Origin of the sequence: Burkholderia sp. BCC1999 (assembly GCF_905339975.1) — a bacterium.
In the GTDB taxonomy this organism is placed as follows: Bacteria; Pseudomonadota; Gammaproteobacteria; order Burkholderiales; family Burkholderiaceae; genus Burkholderia.
This window is the reverse complement of sequence record NZ_CAJPHP010000004.1, coordinates 304592-322038: the sequence shown is the minus strand read 5'-3', so window position 1 is coordinate 322038 and position 17447 is coordinate 304592. Positions and strand designations below refer to the sequence as shown.

At 68.0% G+C, this 17447-nt stretch carries 14 protein-coding genes; 6 read left to right on the top strand and 8 right to left on the bottom strand.

Annotated elements, in window-relative coordinates:
• The first annotated feature begins 37 nt into the window (after positions 1–37).
• A complete protein-coding gene (locus U5809_RS07950; RefSeq protein WP_322086091.1) occupies positions 38–604 on the top strand; it encodes an FUSC family protein in 567 nt (188 codons plus the stop codon).
• Positions 605–668: 64 nt separating this feature from the next.
• On the opposite strand, the gene U5809_RS07945 is transcribed toward U5809_RS07950, so the two are convergent.
• Together U5809_RS07945 and msbA are read right to left on the bottom strand one after the other, a co-directional pair.
• A complete protein-coding gene (locus tag U5809_RS07945; protein ID WP_176050417.1) occupies positions 669–1049 on the bottom strand; it encodes an RcnB family protein in 381 nt (126 codons plus the stop codon).
• Positions 1050–1143: 94 nt separating this feature from the next.
• Positions 1144–2895, bottom strand: a complete 1752-nt coding sequence (gene msbA, locus U5809_RS07940) for a lipid A export permease/ATP-binding protein MsbA (RefSeq protein ID WP_322086117.1) — start codon at positions 2893–2895, stop codon at positions 1144–1146.
• Between the two features lie 225 nt (positions 2896–3120).
• Here msbA and U5809_RS07935 point away from each other — a divergent pair, with 225 nt between their 5' ends.
• The 3 genes from U5809_RS07935 to U5809_RS07925 all read left to right on the top strand — a co-directional run bounded on the left by U5809_RS07935 (position 3121) and on the right by U5809_RS07925 (position 6260).
• A complete protein-coding gene (locus U5809_RS07935) occupies positions 3121–3873 on the top strand; it encodes a glycosyltransferase family 2 protein (RefSeq protein WP_322086090.1) in 753 nt (250 codons plus the stop codon).
• A 131-nt stretch (positions 3874–4004) separates the two neighbouring features.
• Positions 4005–4847, top strand: coding sequence for a glycosyltransferase family 2 protein (locus tag U5809_RS07930; protein ID WP_282505666.1), 843 nt, complete (start codon positions 4005–4007; stop codon positions 4845–4847).
• 132 nt (positions 4848–4979) lie between these two features.
• Positions 4980–6260 carry an O-antigen ligase family protein gene (locus U5809_RS07925; protein WP_322086089.1) on the top strand — a complete coding sequence of 427 codons (1281 nt, stop codon included), beginning with the start codon at positions 4980–4982 and terminating at the stop codon, positions 6258–6260.
• Between the two features lie 133 nt (positions 6261–6393).
• On the opposite strand, the gene U5809_RS07920 is transcribed toward U5809_RS07925, so the two are convergent.
• The 3 genes from U5809_RS07920 to dnaE all read right to left on the bottom strand — a co-directional run bounded on the left by U5809_RS07920 (position 6394) and on the right by dnaE (position 12640).
• The gene (locus U5809_RS07920) at positions 6394–7572 is read right to left on the bottom strand and encodes a glycosyltransferase family 9 protein (RefSeq protein WP_322086088.1); all 1179 of its coding nucleotides are present in this window, start codon (positions 7570–7572) and stop codon (positions 6394–6396) included.
• 151 nt (positions 7573–7723) lie between these two features.
• Complete coding sequence (locus U5809_RS07915; protein ID WP_322086116.1) at positions 7724–8809, bottom strand: glycosyltransferase family 9 protein; 1086 nt, start codon at positions 8807–8809, stop codon at positions 7724–7726.
• A 297-nt stretch (positions 8810–9106) separates the two neighbouring features.
• The gene (dnaE, locus tag U5809_RS07910) at positions 9107–12640 is read right to left on the bottom strand and encodes a DNA polymerase III subunit alpha (protein WP_322086087.1); all 3534 of its coding nucleotides are present in this window, start codon (positions 12638–12640) and stop codon (positions 9107–9109) included.
• Positions 12641–12856: 216 nt separating this feature from the next.
• Here dnaE and U5809_RS07905 point away from each other — a divergent pair, with 216 nt between their 5' ends.
• Both U5809_RS07905 and gluQRS read left to right on the top strand, forming a co-directional pair.
• Complete coding sequence (locus U5809_RS07905; RefSeq protein WP_322086086.1) at positions 12857–13711, top strand: sulfurtransferase; 855 nt, start codon at positions 12857–12859, stop codon at positions 13709–13711.
• A gap of 19 nt (positions 13712–13730) precedes the next feature.
• A complete protein-coding gene (gluQRS, locus tag U5809_RS07900) occupies positions 13731–14624 on the top strand; it encodes a tRNA glutamyl-Q(34) synthetase GluQRS (protein WP_322086085.1) in 894 nt (297 codons plus the stop codon).
• A gap of 184 nt (positions 14625–14808) precedes the next feature.
• On the opposite strand, the gene U5809_RS07895 is transcribed toward gluQRS, so the two are convergent.
• From U5809_RS07895 to U5809_RS07885, 3 genes are all read right to left on the bottom strand, one after another.
• The gene (locus U5809_RS07895; RefSeq protein WP_322086084.1) at positions 14809–16392 is read right to left on the bottom strand and encodes a DEAD/DEAH box helicase; all 1584 of its coding nucleotides are present in this window, start codon (positions 16390–16392) and stop codon (positions 14809–14811) included.
• Positions 16393–16780: 388 nt separating this feature from the next.
• Complete coding sequence (locus tag U5809_RS07890) at positions 16781–17161, bottom strand: MliC family protein (protein WP_322086083.1); 381 nt, start codon at positions 17159–17161, stop codon at positions 16781–16783.
• Between the two features lie 85 nt (positions 17162–17246).
• Positions 17247–17432: a DUF6726 family protein gene (locus tag U5809_RS07885; protein WP_034208025.1), complete on the bottom strand. Its 186-nt coding sequence runs from the start codon at positions 17430–17432 to the stop codon at positions 17247–17249.
• Positions 17433–17447: the final 15 nt, after the last annotated feature.

The window sequence follows — 17447 nt, the reverse complement described above, 5'->3', positions numbered from 1 at the left end:
GGCGCGCCGCCGTTACCCGCTTCTTGGCCGACTCACGATGGATACGATCAGGACACTCAACGAAGCCCGCCAACAGATCCAGCAGTCGATCTTCGATCTGTTCAAGGGGCTGTCATTCAACGAACGGCTCGCGCAAGGCGGGCTGATGGCGCTCCAGGCCGTCTGCGGCGCGTGCCTCGCGTATGCGATCGGCCGCGCGATGCACTCCGAGCAGGCCGTGTGGGCTGCGATCACCGCGATCGCCGTCACGCAGCACAACTACTCGGACACGATGTCGCTGTCGCGCGACCAGTTCATCGGCGCAATGGTCGGCGGTGTGCTCGGCTTCGCGGGGGCGGCGGTCGGCGGCGATCGCCTCGTCACGTATGCGATCACGGTCGCGGTCGTGATCGTCTGCTGCTGGTGCCTGAATGTCGGCAGCGCGGCACGGCTCGGCGGCGTGACCGCGACGATCGTGCTGCTGTTCCCGGGCAACGGCCCGCTGTGGGACGTGCCGCTGATTCGGCTCGGCGAAGTGACGCTCGGCACCGTATGTGCGCTCGGCGTGTGCTGGGTGATGTCGAGAATCGAGCGGCGCTGGTTCCGCCACGCGGAAACCAAGTGACGCGGCGAACCGGCTGCCCGGCGCGCATCGCGGCATCGCGATACGTGCCGGGTGACCGGCGAGGTCAGTCGCCGAGACGCAGCACGATGCCGGAGCCGATCTGCACCAGCAGGTGATCTCCGCCGACGCCCACCCATTGATAGCCGCGCGGCGGCGGGCTCAGGTGATAGCCGCGCCAGTCGTCGATCACGTACTGACGATCGCGGAACTCGGGGGGAAGCCTGTCACCCTTGTGCCACTCGCGGCGCGGCTGGTCGGCCCAGCGCGGCGGCACGTCGTCCTCATGACGCATCTGGCCGGGCGGCATGTGTTTCGGGCCGTGGCCACGCTGCATGCCGTGGCCGCCCTGGTCGTTGTGGTTGTCGTGGTCCTGCGCCATCGCGGCCGGCGCGGCGAAGCCCGCCGCGATCACCGCGGCCAGCATCATCCCGTGCATCTTCTTCATCGTGCTTTCCCTCCGTGTTGTCACGTCGAACGAAACCACTCGAACTACCCGATGAAGACTAGCACACGGCATTGCGCGGCCGCATGACCGCGTGTTACGCCGCCTGCTGCTGGTACTGGATCCGGTGCAGGTGCGCGTAGAGGCCGCCGTGGCGCAGCAGTTCGTCGTGGCTGCCCTCCTCGACGATCTTGCCGGCCTCGAGCACGAGGATCCGGTCCGCACGCTCGATCGTCGACAGCCGGTGCGCGATCACGAGCGTCGTGCGGCCTTCCATCAGCCGTTCGAGCGCCGCCTGCACATGGCGCTCCGATTCCGAGTCGAGCGCCGACGTCGCTTCGTCGAGAATCAGGATCGGCGCGTCCTTGTAGATCGCGCGCGCGATCGCGAGCCGCTGGCGCTGGCCGCCGGACAATCGCATCCCGTTGCCGCCGACGAGCGTGTCGAGCCCGTCGGGCATCGCGGCGACCGCATCGGCGAGGTTGGCCGCCTCGAGCGCGGCCTGCACGCGCGCGCGGTCGGGCGTCTGCCCATACGCGACGTTCGCTGCGATCGTGTCGTTGAACAGCACGACGTCCTGGCTGACCATCGCCATCTGGCCGCGCAGCGCATGGAGGTCGTAGTCGGAAACCGGCACGCCGTCGACCAGGATCGCACCGTCGGTCGGGTCGAAGAAGCGCGGCAGCAGGTTCACGAGCGTCGTCTTGCCGCTGCCGGACGGCCCGGCCAGCGCGATCATTTCACCCGGCGCGACCTTGAACGAGATGCGGTCGAGCGTCGGCCGCTCGGCCGCGCCGTAGTCGAACGACACGTTGCGGAATTCGATCTCGCCGCGCGCGTGCGGCAGCGGCCGGCCGCCGCCTTGCGGTTCGGCCGGCTCGTCGATCAGCCCGAAGATCAGCTCCGCCGCCGTCATCCCGCGCTGCAGCGGCTGGTTGACGTCGATCAGGTGCTTGAGCGGCGAGATCACCAGCAGCATCGACGTGACGAACGCGACGAAGCCGCCGACCGTCGTCTGGTCGTTCGACGACTGCACGACCGCGATCGTGATCACGACCGCGAGCGCGATCGACGCGAGGAACTGCGTGAGCGGCTGAGCGAGGCCGCCGGAAACCGTCATGCGCATCGCGTAACCGCGCAGGCGCTTGCTCATCTGCGTGAAGCGATCCATCTCGTACGCTTCGCCGTTGTGCACCTTGACGACCTTGTAGCCGCCGACCGTCTCCTCGACGATGTAAGACAGCTCGTTGGTGAGCGTCTGGTGTTCGCGGTTCAGGCGGCGCAGGCGGCGGTTGATCTTGCTGACGAGCCAGCCGATGCCGGGCAGGATCACCGCGACGATCAGCGTGAGCCGCCAGTTCAGGTAGAACAGGTAGCCGAGCAGGAAGATCACCGTCAGCGAATCGCGCACGAGCGTGACCATCACGCCGGTCAGCACCGACAGGATCTGGTTGACCTCGAACACGATCGCGTTGATCACCGTACTCGCGGTTTCGCGCTGGAAGAACGACGCGCCGGTATGGAGCATCCGCTGGAACATCTCGAGCCGCAGTTGCAGCAGGATGCGGTTCGATACGTAGTTGAGCAGGTAATTCGACGTGTACTGCGACACGCCGCGCACGAGCGCCAGGCCGATCACCGCGATCGGCACGTACCATTTCGCGCTGTCGCTGCCATGCGCGCCGAAGCCGTGGTCGAGCAGCGGCTTGAGCAGCGCCGGGATACCGGCTTCGGTGGCCGCGACGACGCCCATCGTCATCACGGCGAGCACCACGATGCCGATCAGCGGCCGGATGTACGGCCACAGGCGCTTGAGGACCGTGACCGGCGAGGTGCCGGTGCCGTCCATCGGTTTGCGAAGTGTGTTCTGGGTTTCCAAGGCAATCCTTCTTGAGCCGCGATGCGGCGCCCGGCGCGTGGCCGCCCGGGAGTTCGCCCCTGTCGGGCGGGTGCCTAAAAGGGCTCAACATTATAGCCGCACCGCCCCCGCCGGCACGGGCATGGCCGATGCGGCCGGCGGCCGGGCCGCGGGTATACTGCCGCTCACCGTTTTCTCCGCCTTTCCGACGATTTCATGGCTGAACCCTCCCTCGGCGTCGCCCTCATCGCCCTCAACGCGTCCGCGCGGCTCGCGCAGTGCCTCGATGCGCTGTCGTTCGCCGACGATGTCGTCGTCATCGATGGCGGCAGCACCGACGATACCGTCGCGATCGCGCAGGCGCACGGCGCGCGCGTGATCGTCGAGCGCGACTGGCCGGGCTTCGGCCCGCAGAAGAACCGCGCACTCGACGCGCTCGGCACCGACTGGATCCTGTCGCTCGATACCGACGAAGTCGTCACGCCGGAGCTCGCGCAGTCGATCCGCGACACGATCCGTGCGCCGGCCGCGCAGGTCTATGCGGTCGACCGGCTGTCGAGCTTCTGCGGCCAATGGATCCATCACAGCGGCTGGTATCCGGACTGGGTGCCGCGCCTGTTCCGGCGCGGCACCGCGCGTTTCTCGGATGACCTTGTGCACGAGCGCCTCGTGTTCGACGGCGCCGCGCAGCGCCTGGCCGGCAAGCTGATGCACTATTCGTACGAGGACTTCGAAACCGTCGTGCGCAAGCTCGACGCGTATTCGACGGCCGGCGCGCGCCAGCGCCGCGCGGCCGGCCAGCGCGGCGGCTTCGGCAAGGCGCTCGCGCGCGGCACCTGGGCGTTCGTGCGGACCTACGTGCTGCGGCGCGGGTTCCTCGACGGTCGCGCCGGCTTCATGATCGCCGTTTTCAACGCGGAAACCGTGTATTACCGCTTCCTGAAGCTCGGCCACGAAGCCGCGCGCTGAACGCCCGCCCCGCGTACCGCCGGCGCGCGGCCGGCCCGGCGTTACAATGCCGGGCTGCCCGCGCCGCGCGTGCCCGCCCGAAAGGCGCCACCACGCGCCGCCCGCCACGACGACCACCGACACCGACCGCCATGTTCTCCATCATCATTCCGACCTGGAACAACCTGCCGTACCTCAAGCTCGTCGTCGACAGCCTGCGCCGCCATTCCGCATACGACCACCAGATCATCGTGCACGTGAACGACGGCTCGGACGGCACGCTCGACTGGGTGCGCAGCGAGGGCATCGAACACACCGCGTCGCCGGCCAACATCGGCATCTGCCACGCGGTGAACCTGGCCGCCGCGCGCGCGACGCGCGACTACGTCGTCTACATGAACGACGACATGTTCTGCTGCCCCGGCTGGGACAAGGCGCTCGTGCGCCGTATCGAGCAGATGCCGACCGACCTCTTCATGCTGTCGGGCACGATGGTCGAGCCGGTCGACACGCGCAACCCGTGCGTCGTCGTCAGCAATTTCGGCCGCGACGCCGAGCAGTTCGACGCGGCCGGCCTCGTCGCGGCGACGCCGAAGCTCGCGCGCGCGGACTGGCTCGGGTCGACCTGGCCGCCGACGCTCGTGCACCGCGACTGGTGGAACCGCATCGGCGGCTACAGCAGCGAGCTGTCGCCCGGCATGAGCAGCGACAACGACTTCTCGATGAAATTCTGGGACGCCGGCTGCCGGATCTTCCTCGGCGTCGGCGACAGCCTCGTCTACCACTTCCAGCAGAAGAGCACGGGCAAGATCGTCAAGAACGACGGCCGCCGCCAGTTTCTCAACAAATGGGGCATGACCCAGGCGACGTTCGACCGCTACTACCTGCATCGCGGCCAGCCAGCCGGCACGCAAATCGCGCTCGAAACGCCTGCGGTGGAAGGCCGCCTGAAGCGCGCGCTGCTGCGTTCGCGGATCAAGCGCGCCTTCAGCTGATCGAACCCCGAAAACGGCACGGAATCCTGTCCTGCTTCGCGTATACTTCGCGGTTCGTCCCGAATCTCCCGCCGGGACGCGCGGTGGCCGCATGATGCCGGCGCGCCGCATTCGTCCATTCGACAGGTTCCGATGCTTTCGTTTTCCGCTCCCGCCTCGCGGCGCCTGACCGCCGCCCGTGCATTCGCCGTCGCCGCGCTCTGCATGGTGCCGGTCTCGACCGCGCTGACCAACGTGTTCTGCGGGCTGTTCGCCGCCGCGCTCGTGATCTCCCCCGAATTCTGGCGCGACCTGCGCTCGTTCGTCACCGATCAGGCTTCGCTCGCGGCGCTGTTGATCCTCGCGGCGCTGGCCATCAGCGTCACGTACACGGTCGCACCGCACAACAAGGCGTGGAACTGGGTCGCGAAGTACGACAAGCTGCTGCTACTGCCGTTTGCCGTGCTCGCGTTTCGTCACTCGAACTGGGCGCCGATCGTGCGGCGTTGCTGGTTCGGCACGCTGTGCGTGATCCTGTTGCTGTCGACGACCAACTATCTCGGACTGACCGCGATCGGGCCCGCGCATGCGACCCAGCTGCCGCTATCGCGCGCGTGGGTGTTCAAAAATCATATCGCCGCCGGCATGTTCGGCGCGCTGCTGTTCTACCAGGCCGCCGATCTCGCGCTGACGGCCCGCACGGCGCTGTCGCGCGTCGCGTACGCGGGCATCGCCGCGTGGTCGCTCGTCAACGTGTTCGTGATGCTGCAAGGACGCACGGGGCAGGTCATCGCATTGCTGCTGATCCTCGTGGTCGCGGTGCGTTTCGTGCTGCTGCTGCGCCGGCAGTCGGCGCTGCGCGCCGCGCTTGCCGCAGGCGTATTCGCGCTCGCCGGCGTCGCACTGGTGGTCGCCGCGTGCACGGTTCACAACGGCCGGCTCGTGAAGGTCGTGACGGAAGTGCAGCAGTATCGGCAAAGCGATGCGGCCACGTCCACGGGGCTGCGTCTCGAGTGGTACAAGAAGGGGCTCGAACTGTATCGCCAGCGCCCCGTGGTCGGCTACGGCGCGGGCGGCCTCGAATCCGAATTCGAGCGACTCACGGCCGGCAAGACAGCGGCCGAAGGCCAGCTCACATCGAACCCGCATAACGAATACCTGCTGATGGCCGTGCAACTCGGCACGGTCGGCCTGCTGCTGTTCATCAACCTGATCGTGCAGATCGCGCGCGGCAGCCGCGCGCTCGATCCGCGTTCGCGGCATTTGCTGCTCGCGTGGCTCACGATCTTCGCGATCGGCAGTCTCGCGAACTCGCTGCTCCTCGATTTCGCCGAAGGGCACCTGATCGTGCTGCTGGCCGGCATCCTGCTCGGTTGCGGCGAACGCAGCGAAGCGCTGCCGCGTGAAACGTCGGCGATCCGGCGCAGCGCGTAACGTACGACGGCATACGCCCCCGCTGCCGGCCGCTCCCGCGGCAGCGGTTGCCGCCGTCAAGGCGATCGGGCTGCGCGTCCTCGGCGCGGTTCGACTCCCCCTCAAATGCAGCGATACGCGCGTCTCCCGCGCGTCAGTCGGACCCGGCCCGATGCAGTCGCGACGTGTCGACGACGACATCCGCCGCACCCGGCGGATTCAGCCCGAGCATGTCGGCCGCCGCGGCCTTCACGCGCTGCGTTCCGAGATTGACGAGGCAATCGCTGCGGCTGTCGACCTTGCGCTCGCAGCCTTCGTGCCGGCACGGCACGCAATCGCCCTCCCCCTGCAGCAGCCACACGTTCCCGTGCCGCCCCGAGCCACGCAATGGCCAGGGATTCTCGGTCGCGGGCCAGTGCTGCGGCCACGGCCCCCAGCGCACGGGGTCGGACGGGCCGAACAGCGCGATCGTGTCGGTGCCCGTCGCGGCCGCGACGTGCGTCGCGCCGGTGTCGGGCCCGATGAAGAGCCGTGCGCGCCGCACGAGCTCCGCGCTCTCGCCAAACGTCAGCCGGCCGACCAGGTTCAGCACGTCGCCGCCCGCTTCGGCCGCGACCTGCTCCGCATACTCGCGCTCGTTGTCGGCCGGACCGCCCGACAGCGCGACCGCGAAGCCGTGCTCGCGCAGCCAGCCGATCATCTCGACCCAGCCGTCGAGCCGCCATTGCTTGTAGCGGAACATCGGATACGGATGCAGGACGACCAGCGGCTTGCCATCGCGGATCGCCGGCGACTCGGCGAGCCACGCGTCGAAGCGCGCGCGCCGCGCGGGATCGTCGCCGATGCCGGGCGCAACGACCTCGGACACCGGCTCGATGCCGATCACCGGCGCAAGTGCGAGCGTGCTGACGACCGTATGCGCGGATTCGTGATGATTGATCGCGATCCCGTTCAGCATCATTCGTGTGAGCCACGTAACGCGATTCGGATCGACGAGGCCGACCCGCTTGCGGCCGGCGAACCAGCTGTAGAAACGCGGCCGGTCGGAACTCAGCGCCGCGCACGCGAGATCGTAGCGGCGCCACATCGACAACGCATCGCGCAGCCGCTCGCGAAATCCCGCACGTTGCGCGACGACGATCACGCGGCGCACGTCGGGATTGTGCTCGAGCACGCCCTCGGTGCCGCGAAACACCAGCATGTCGATCTGTGCCTCCGGCCAGCGGGCCTTCAGCGAACGCACGAGCGGCGTCGTCAGCAACACGTCGCCGATCCGGCGCGGCGCGGCAACGAGGATGGTTCTGGGCGGGCGGGCAGAAGAAAACAGGGCCACGGCGATCGATCTGTCTAGCTGGCTGAACAAGGCTGGCAATGTACAGGATTTTGCCGCAGCCGGCGCGACGTGGCGCACCGGCCGTGCATGCTGCCCTGAAGCGGCCCTGATGCGGCCCCGCCAGCGGGCCGCGCCGTGCGGGGTGCTCCCGCTACGAGGCGATCGTCCCGATCGCGGGTGCGGCGGCAGCCGGCTGCACATGCCCCGCGGCGGCCAGCGGCTCGTCGCGACGGCCGGCCTGCGGCAGCAGATGGCGCACCGCCCGGTCGACCGCGTCGACGCCGATCGCGTCGACGGTCGCGCCGGCGCGCAGGATCACGTGCGGCACGCCGAGCGGGTGCCAGCGCAGGTACTTCTCGGGGCGGTCCTCGAACAGCGCGGCGACCGGCACGCCGAGCGCCGACGCGAGATGCACGGGCGCGCTGTCGGCCGACACGATCACGTCGAGCAGGCTCGCGGCGGCGACCAGGTCGGCGACCGACGACGGCGCCACATGCCGCGCATTCACGTCGCGCCACGTGTCGTCCTCGGCACACTTGCCGATCGCCGGGTCGCGAAACACGATCACGTCGGCGAACGGCGCAAGCCGCACGCCGAGGTCGCGCCAGCGGTCTGCGGGCCAGCGGCGCTCGACCGCCTTGTTCGACACGAACAGCCCGACACGCGGCTTCGCGTGCGCGCCGAGCAGGCGATACCACGTGTCCTGTAGCGCGCGATCGGGATGAACCGACAGTTCGAGACGGTCGAGATCCGCACGGCCGAGTTCCGGCACGAGCCGGAAACCCGACAGCGCCTCGTGGCACATCTGCCGCTGCGCGACATGCTCGGGCTTGCGATCGTCGAATTCGGTGTCGGCATCGTGCCAGCGGCAATCCTTCGCGCGGAGCTGACGCGCGAACTGCATGCTGCTGCGATGCATGCCGCCGTTCGGTACGATCACGAGGTCGAACCGCATGCGACGCAGGCGGCGCACGAGCCGCAGCCGGTCGAAGAATGCGCGCATCCTGCCGGGACGGTCATTGCGCTCGCACTGACGGCTGTACACATAGGTGTGGATTGCGTGCACGTCCGGGTTGCCGGCCAGCGCGGCCGCGTTGTAGCGGTTTGCGACCACATGGAGCTCCGCGCCGGGCCAGCGTTCCTTCAGCGCACCGAGAAACGCCGTCGTACACAGCATGTCGCCCAGAAAATCAATCCGGATCACGAGGATCCGCTGCGTCGGGTTCCCATTGGCCATGGTCATGTGGTGACAGTCAGTTTTTTTATCGTCGCGACGGGCCGATCCACGGCATCCTGATCCAGGGCGATCGTGTCGCGCGCCACGTCGATCCGCCCCCGTTTATGTGCACGACCGCGGCGCCAGCCGAGCGAACCCGCGGCTGGCACCGCTTCCATGCGGCTAGCGGCGGATTGTATAGCGTCCGGATGACCAGCCCAAGACCCGAATACCCTCAGATGTAAAAACGGCCCGCCGCACCGCACGATGGCGATGCGACGGGCCGCCTGTCGCGACAGCCGCCGAAACGGGGCGCGATCAGTACGTGATTTCGACGACGCTGCCGTCGAACGCCGCGCGCAGTTCCGCGAGCAGCACGTCGCTCGGCTTCACGCGCCACGCGTCGCCCAGGCGCATTTCGCCTTGCGCCCGCGCATTGCTGTAGTGGACCTGGACCGCGAGCCCGTTCGGCAACGGCGCCTGCGGACGCCGGCCGCCATCGCGCCCGCCGCCGCGCGGCGCCGGCGCTTCGACCGCGCTCGCGGCCGCCGGATCGTCCTTCGACACGTGCGGCTCGAGCACGCGGCGCAACGCGAGCGCGTCGGCGTTGCCGTTCATCGTCAGCCGCACGGCTTGCGCATAACGACTGCGTGCGCGCTCGAGATCCATCACGGTATCGGTCGTGAAGCGAATGCCGCCCGTGAACGCATCGTTGCGCGCCTGCCCCTGCACGATCAGCAGCTCGTCTTCCTTGAACAGCGCCTTGTTGGCCTCGAACTGCTCGTTGAAGATCGTGATCTCGCACTGGCCCGACCCGTCGTCGAGCAGCGCGATGAGCATCTTGCCGCGCTGGGTCATCTGCGTGCGCAGCGACGCGATGATGCCCGCGACAAGCTTGTCGCGCCCTTCCTTCAGGTCGCCGACCTTCTGCCGCACGAAGCGGCGCACTTCATCGCGATAGGCGTCGAACAGGTGGCCGGACAGGTAGAAACCGAGCGCGCCCTTTTCTTCCTGCAGGCGGCGCTTGTCGTCCCATGCGGGTTCGTCGACGAGCGCATGGGCGTGCGGCGACTCGGCGCCCATGTCGAACAGGCCGGCCTGCATCGCGTTCGCCTCGGCCTGGTCGGCCGCTTCCATCGCGAGCGGCACCGACGCGATCAACTGTGCACGGTTCGCGTTCAGCGAGTCGAACGCGCCGGCGCGAATCAGCGCCTCGACCGTGCGGCGGTTGACGACGCGGCGGTCGATCCGTTCGCAGAAGTCGAACAGGTCGGTGAACGCCTTTTCCTCGCGGGCGCGCAGGATTTCCTCGATCGCGTTCTGGCCGCTGCCCTTCACCGCGCCGAGGCCGTAGCGGATCGTGCGCGAGCGCTTGCCGTCGGCTTCGGCGACCGGCTCGAAGCGGTAGTGCGACTGGTTGATGTCGGGCGGCAGCACGGCGAGGTTGTTCACGACACAATCGTCGTACAGGATCTTCACCTTGTCGGTGTCGTCCATCGCGAGCGTCATGTTGGCCGCCATGAATTCGGCCGGATGGTGCGCCTTCAGCCACGCGGTGTGATACGCGAGCAGTGCGTAGGCGGCCGCGTGCGACTTGTTGAAGCCATAGCCCGCGAACTTCTCCATCAGGTCGAAGATCTCGTCGGACTTCTCGCGCGTGAGGCCGTTCTTCGCCGCGCCCTCGGCGAAGATCTCGCGGTGCTTGGCCATCTCCTCGGGCTTCTTCTTGCCCATCGCGCGACGCAGCAAGTCCGCGCCGCCGAGCGAGTAGCCGCCGATGATCTGCGCCATCTGCATCACCTGCTCCTGATAGACCATGATGCCGTAGGTCTCTTTCAGGACGGGTTCGACGCGCGGATCCGGATAGTCGACCTTCTCACGGCCATGCTTGCGTGCGCAGAAGCTCGGGATCAGGTCCATCGGGCCCGGACGGTACAACGACACGAGCGCGATGATGTCCTCGAAGCGGTCGGGCTGCGCATCCTTCAGCATGCCCTGCATCCCGCGGCTTTCCAGCTGGAACACCGCAACCGTGTTGGCTTTCTTCAGGATCTGGAACGACGCCGGATCGTCGAGCGGCACCTGCGCGAGCGACCAGTCGGCCTTCGACGGATCGAGGCGGCGAATGTAGCGCTCGGCCCAGTCGAGGATCGTCAGCGTGGTCAGCCCCAGAAAGTCGAACTTCACGAGGCCGACGGCTTCGACGTCGTCCTTGTCGTACTGGCTGACGACACCGCCTTCGTCGCCCTGCGTGTACAGCGGGCAGAAATCGGTCAGCTTGCCGGGCGCGATCAGCACGCCGCCCGCGTGCATCCCGACGTTACGCGTGAGGCCCTCGACGCGCTGCGCGAGATCGAGCAGCTGGTGCACTTCGTCCTCGTGGTCGTAGCGCTCCTGAAGCTGCGGCTCTTCCTTCATCGCGTCGGCGATCGTCACGTGCTTGCCCGGCTTGAACGGGATCAGCTTCGCGATGCCGTCGGTGAACATGTAACCGACGTCGAGCACGCGGCCGATGTCGCGCACGGCAGCCTTCGCGGCCATCGTGCCGAAGGTGGCGATCTGCGACACGGCGTCCGCGCCGTATTTTTCCTTCACGTACTGGATCACGCGATCGCGGCCGTGCTGGCAGAAGTCGATGTCGAAGTCGGGCATCGACACGCGTTCCGGGTTCAGGAAGCGCTCGAACAGCAGGTTGTAGCGCAGCGGATCGAGATCGGTAATGCCGAGCGCGTACGCGACCAGCGAACCGGCGCCCGAGCCGCGGCCCGGGCCGACCGGCACGCCGTTGTTCTTCGCCCAGTTGATGAAGTCCGCGACGATCAGGAAGTAGCCGGGGAAGCCCATCTTCGTGATGGTCCCGCACTCGAATTCGAGGCGCTTGTAGTACGTGTCGCGCTGCGCGTCGCGTTCGGCTTCGGCCGGATACAGCTGCGCGAGCCGGGTCTCGAGCCCTTCCTTCGACAACTGGACCAGGTAGTCGTCGAGCGACATGCCGTCCGGCGTCGGGAACAGCGGCAGTTTCGGCTTGCCGAGCTCAAGCTTCAGGTTGCAGCGCTTCGCGATCTCGACCGTGTTCGCGATCGCCGACGGCAGGTCGGCGAACAGCGCGGCCATGTCGTCCTGCGTGCGGAAATACTGGTCGGTCGTGAAACGCTTCTGGCGCCGCGGATTCGCGAGGATGTCGCCTTCCGAGATACACACGCGCGCCTCGTGCGCGGTGAAATCGTCGTCGGTCATGAACTGCGTCGGGTGCGTCGCGACGACCGGCAGCTTCAGCGACGCGGCGAGCGTCGCGGCCTGCTGGATGTACGCCTCGGCGCCCGGCTGGCCGTAACGCTGCAGCTCGATGTAGAAGCCGCCCGGAAACACCTTCGCCCAGCGCTCGGCGTGACGGCGCGCGGCTTCCTCGTTGCCCGCGGCCAGCGCGAGCCCGATATCGCCCTGCTGCGCGCCCGACAGCGCGAGCAGCCCCTGCGAGAGCTCGCCGTCGAGCCAGCTCGCATCGAGCTCCGCGCGGCCGCGGTACTGGTTCGTGAGCCATGCCTTCGACAGCAGCTCGCAGAGATTCAGGTAACCGACCTTGTCCTTGACGAGCAGCAGCAGCCGCGACGGCTTGTCGCGGTCGTCGGGATTGGCGATCCAGACATCGCAGCCGGCGATCGGCTTGACGCCCTTGCCGCGGGCTTCCTGGTAGAAACGGACGAGGCCGAATGCGTTGCCGAGATCGGTGAGCGCGAGCGCGCCCTGACCGTCAGCGGCCGCCGCCTTGACGATGTCGTCAATGCGCACGATGCCGTCGGCAATCGAGAATTCGGAGTGAACGCGAAGATGGACGAAGCGGGGATCTGACATGGGCGCTATTGTAGCCGCCTCGCCGCGCAGGCTGCCCAAAAAATGCCCGCGCCGGCCGTTCGGCCGATGCACGCGGCGACGCGTCGCGCGGCTGGCCAAACGGCCGGATGCCGATGCGCGCGCCGTTTGCGGGATAATACGGTTTTTCGAATCAACGCCCCGGCTTCGCACCCTTTTTTGCGGGCCGCCGTGCGGCCGTTTTCCCGTCGGACCATCATGACCATCGTCAACCTCGCCGCCTACCATTTCGTGTCGCTCGACGCGAACGAGCAATGGCGCCCGCTCGTCACCGCCCGCTGCAACGAACTCGACCTGCGCGGCACGATCCTGCTCGCACCGGAAGGCATCAACCTGTTCATCGCCGGCACGCGCGAAGCCGCCGACGCGTTCATCGCGTACCTCCGCCACGACCCGCTGTTCGAAGGCAAGTTCGCGACGCTGCAGTTCAAGGAGAGCCTGTCCGACTCGCAGCCGTTCCGCCGCATGCTCGTGCGCCTGAAGCGCGAGATCATCACGATGAAGAAGCCCGCGATCAAGCCGGAACTCGGCCGCGCGCCGTTCGTCGACGCCCGCACACTGAAGACATGGCTCGACCGCGGGCACGACGACACGGGCCGCCCGGTCGTGATGCTCGACACGCGCAACGCGTTCGAAGTCGACGTCGGCACGTTCGACGACGCGCTCGACTACCGGATCGACAAGTTCAGCGAATTCCCGGAAGTGATCGACGCGAACCGCGCCGACCTCGAAGGCAAGACGGTCGTGTCGTTCTGCACGGGCGGCATCCGCTGCGAGAAGGCCGCGATCCACATGAAGGAAATCGGCATCGAGAACGTGTACCAGCTCGAAGGCGGGATCCTGAAGTACTTCGAGGAAGTCGGCGGCGCGCACTACCACGGCGACTGCTTCGTGTTCGACTACCGCACCGCGCTGAACCCGCAACTCCAGCCCACCGAGAACGTCACGTGCTTCGCGTGCCGCGCGGTCGTCACGCCGGAAGCTCAACAATCGCCGAGCTACGTGCCCGGCAAGTCGTGCCCCGCCTGCGCGCAGGCAGCCAGCGCCGCGTAAGCGCGCGCCCCGCGCCCCGATGAACGGCTATCGCGGCCGCTTCGCGCCGTCACCCACCGGTCCGCTGCACTTCGGCTCGCTGGTCGGCGCACTCGCGAGCTGGCTCGACGCGCGTGCGCACGGCGGTACGTGGCTCGTGCGCATCGAGGATCTCGACGGCCCGCGCACGGTACCCGGCGCGGCCGACGACATCCTCGCGACGCTCGCGCATTTCGGCATGACGCCCGATGAACCGCCCGTGTGGCAAAGCACGCGCGATGCGGCCTACACGGCCGCGCTCGAGCGGCTCGTCGCGGCGGGGCTCGTCTATCCGTGCGGCTGCACGCGCAAGGAAATCGCCGATTCGCTGCGCGCCGCGCATGAGCGCCACACGACGCTCGCGTATCCGGGCACGTGCCGCACCGGCCTGCACGGCAAGCCCGCGCGCGCGTGGCGGCTGCGCGTGCCCGACGGCGGCGATGCGATCGTCACGTTCGACGACCGCTGGCAGCACACGCAATCGCAGAACCTCGCGACCGATGTCGGCGATTTCGTGCTGAAGCGCGCGGACGGCCAATGGGCCTATCAGCTCGCGGTCGTCGTCGACGACGCCGATGCACGCATCACGCATGTCGTGCGCGGCGCAGACCTGCTCGATTCGACCGCCCGCCAGATCCATCTGCAACACTGTCTCGGCGTGCCGACGCCACGGTATCTGCACGTGCCGGTCGTCGTCGATGCCAACGGCGAGAAACTCAGCAAGCAGACCGGTGCGATGGCGCTCGAACGCGATGATCCGCTGCCGGCGCTGCAGGCCGCCGCCGCGCATCTGGGCCTCGCGCACGACGGCACGCTGCCCGGCGCGACGCTGGATGCGTTCTACGCGGCCGCGACGGCAGCGTGGGCGCGCCGCTTCGGCCCGCAAGCCGGCTGACGCGCGCAGCGAGCCGGTTTCGCGGCAATTGCGGCAATCGCGACCGAGCCCGCGCCGGTTGCATCGCTCACCGCATCACGCCCCCCCCCTTTCCCCGACTCCAAATGAAAAACGGGCACATGCTCATCGCATGTACCCGCTTGTCCGGCAGCGCTCGCACGCCGCCCTTGCCGCTCCGCCCGCCTTACACCGACGGCTTGCGCGGCATCCCGAACCCGCCGAGCAGCGCCGCAACCTGACGCTTCGGCCCTTTCTTTTCGGGCTGCTGCGCGTGCTGTGCGTCGTCCGCCTGCTTCGCCGGCGCCGACGGCTCGTACGGCTTCAGGAAGAAATCGTCGACCGGCGCTTCGTGGCGACGGGGACGACCACCACGCTCGGCACCGGCCGACCGGTGTCCCGACGCACCGCGATGCTCGTCGCGTTCGCGACGGCCGCCTCGTTCGCCACCGCGGTCACCACCGCGTTCGCCGTGGCGATCGCCGCCACGGTCACCACCGCGCTCGCCGCCACGGTCGTCGTGACGCTGGCGTGCCGGCTTGTCGAGCTTGAGCGTCTGCATTTCGAGCGGACGCTTGATCAGCTTTTCGATATCGGCAAGCTGCTTGCGCTCGTTCGGGCTGCACAGCGACAGCGCGTCGCCCGTCGCCCCCGCGCGGCCGGTACGGCCGATCCGGTGCACATAATCTTCCGCGCTGAACGGCAGGTCGAAGTTGATCACGGCCGGCAGCTCGGCGATGTCGAGGCCGCGCGCGGCCACGTCGGTCGCGACCAGCGCCTCGATCTCGCCGCGCTTGAACGCGTCGAGGGCCTGCATCCGCTCGATCTGCGTCTTGTCACCGTGAATCGCCGACGCGACGACACCGTCGCGCTCGAGATTGCGCGCCAGGCGGCTCGCGCCGATCTTGCTGTTGCAGAACACGATCACCTGCTTCAGGCCGCGATCGCGGAGCAACTGCACGACGGCCGCCTGCTTGTCGCCTTCGGCGACGTCATAGACGATCTGTGTGACGTTCGCGTTCGTCGAGTTGCTGCGGGCGACCTCGATCGTCTGCGGATTGCGCAGATAGGTCGATGCGAGCTTCTTGATTTCGCCCGAGAACGTGGCCGAAAACAGCAGCGTCTGACGGTCCTTCGGCAGCAGGTTCAGGATGCGCTGCAGATCGGGCAGGAAGCCCATGTCGAGCATCCGGTCGGCTTCGTCGAGCACGAGGATCTGCACCTGGCCGAGGTTCGCGGTCTTTTGCTGCACGTGGTCGAGCAGGCGGCCCGGCGTCGCGATCAGGATCTCGACGCCGCGGCGCAGCTCCGCCGACTGCGGGTTCATGTCGACGCCGCCGAACACGACCGCACTGCGCAGCGGCGTGTGCTTCGCATACGCGTGCACGTTCGCGGCGACCTGGTCGGCGAGTTCGCGGGTCGGCGTGAGAATCAGCGCGCGCACGGGGTGGCGCGCCGGTGACGCGCTCGTGTTGGCCTGAGGCAGCAGGCGCTGGATGATCGGCAGCGAGAAGCTCGCGGTCTTGCCGGTACCCGTTTGCGCGGCGCCCATGACGTCGCGGCCGGCGAGCACGACCGGAATGGCCTGCGCCTGAATCGGCGTCGGCGTCGTATAGCCCTGCTCCACAATGGCTTTCAGGATATCGGCGGCAAGGCCGAATTGGTCGAAGGTTGCGTCGACGGGCTTGGCGACAGAATCGGACATGGTGGCGTTTCGCTCAAAAGGCGCGGCGGGGACATCGTGCGTCAGGCCAGCCGGGCCTGCGCTCATCACAATTCGGAAATAGACGGAGCCGCGGCGCGCCGCGCGGCGCCGCTCTGGCGCTTGGGACCGGTTCAATATGAACGCTGGACGCCAGGCCGTGCGGACTCCGTTCGGCGCGAATGCCGGCGGAAAGGGCCGTATTGTAGCACTGCGCGGCCATCTGTCCGTGACAACGCCGCGAACGGCCGCACCGGCGGTTCGCGCGTCGGGCCGGTACAGGCGCGTGCGGGCGATTGACGGCCCGATCGGGCTATCCCGATCGGCCGGCAATCAATATCAGGGGTCCGATCGCGGACGATCGAATCCAGACGCCCGCCGCCTGCCCGCGTACCGGGCGGTCAGGCCCGGCAACCGGTCAATACGCGCGCGTGCGATCCGCGATCGTGCCTGGCGCTCAGCCCTTCTTCTTTTTCTTCTCGACCTGCACGCAGTCGCCCAGCAGCGGCGGCGCCTTCTGGTCGGCGATCTCGTCGCGCAGCGTCGCTTCCTTGCCCTTCGTCCACCACGTATAGCGGCCGGCCTGATAGCGCGCGCCCGACCCCGATATGGTGTCGACGAACAGCATCTGCTTCCCGTTGACCGGCACGAGCGCGAAGCTCTGGCCGTTGCCCGCGAGCCAGTACGACACGCGCACGGGCTGCTTCTGGTTCGCGCACTGGTAGACGGCCTGCTGGCGCGAATCGGCGTCGATCTCTTCGACGGTCAGTTGCGCGGCGTGCGCGACGGAAACGGCAGTGCCGGCAAGCGCGAGTGCGGCGAAGGTTTGGCGAATCATGCAGGTCCTCTCACGAGACGGGTGGAAACGCGCCCTCGCGGGGCGCGCAATTATTGTTGGCAGGCAATCGAGCCGGTCGTCGGGATCAGGGATCGATGACGTCGGCGCATGCGTCGGTCGGCGCGGCCGCGAGATGGCCGACGAGCGGCACGATCTTGAGCCCGGCCGATGCGACCCGGCACGGCGCGGCCGCGACGCCGCAACCCGCGAGACTCGCGACAAGCGCCAGCGCGGCGCCCAGCTTTCCGATACGCAACCACCTCGACGCCATCGTCCTCTCCTCGTT

Bases quoted from the DNA above. Each gene is read 5' to 3' on its own strand.
- U5809_RS07930 (WP_282505666.1), top strand. From the start codon at position 4,005: ATGTTCTCCATCATCATTCCGACCTGGAACAACCTGCCGTACCTCAAG.
- msbA (WP_322086117.1), bottom strand. From the start codon at position 2,895: ATGGACGGCACCGGCACCTCGCCGGTCACGGTCCTCAAGCGCCTGTGG.
- U5809_RS07915 (WP_322086116.1), bottom strand. From the start codon at position 8,809: ATGGCCAATGGGAACCCGACGCAGCGGATCCTCGTGATCCGGATTGAT.
- gluQRS (WP_322086085.1), top strand. From the start codon at position 13,731: ATGAACGGCTATCGCGGCCGCTTCGCGCCGTCACCCACCGGTCCGCTG.
- U5809_RS07925 (WP_322086089.1), top strand. From the start codon at position 4,980: ATGCTTTCGTTTTCCGCTCCCGCCTCGCGGCGCCTGACCGCCGCCCGT.
- U5809_RS07895 (WP_322086084.1), bottom strand. From the start codon at position 16,392: ATGAGCGCAGGCCCGGCTGGCCTGACGCACGATGTCCCCGCCGCGCCT.
- U5809_RS07890 (WP_322086083.1), bottom strand. From the start codon at position 17,161: ATGATTCGCCAAACCTTCGCCGCACTCGCGCTTGCCGGCACTGCCGTT.
- U5809_RS07905 (WP_322086086.1), top strand. From the start codon at position 12,857: ATGACCATCGTCAACCTCGCCGCCTACCATTTCGTGTCGCTCGACGCG.
- dnaE (WP_322086087.1), bottom strand. From the start codon at position 12,640: ATGTCAGATCCCCGCTTCGTCCATCTTCGCGTTCACTCCGAATTCTCG.
- U5809_RS07945 (WP_176050417.1), bottom strand. From the start codon at position 1,049: ATGAAGAAGATGCACGGGATGATGCTGGCCGCGGTGATCGCGGCGGGC.
- U5809_RS07935 (WP_322086090.1), top strand. From the start codon at position 3,121: ATGGCTGAACCCTCCCTCGGCGTCGCCCTCATCGCCCTCAACGCGTCC.
- U5809_RS07885 (WP_034208025.1), bottom strand. From the start codon at position 17,432: ATGGCGTCGAGGTGGTTGCGTATCGGAAAGCTGGGCGCCGCGCTGGCG.
- U5809_RS07950 (WP_322086091.1), top strand. From the start codon at position 38: ATGGATACGATCAGGACACTCAACGAAGCCCGCCAACAGATCCAGCAG.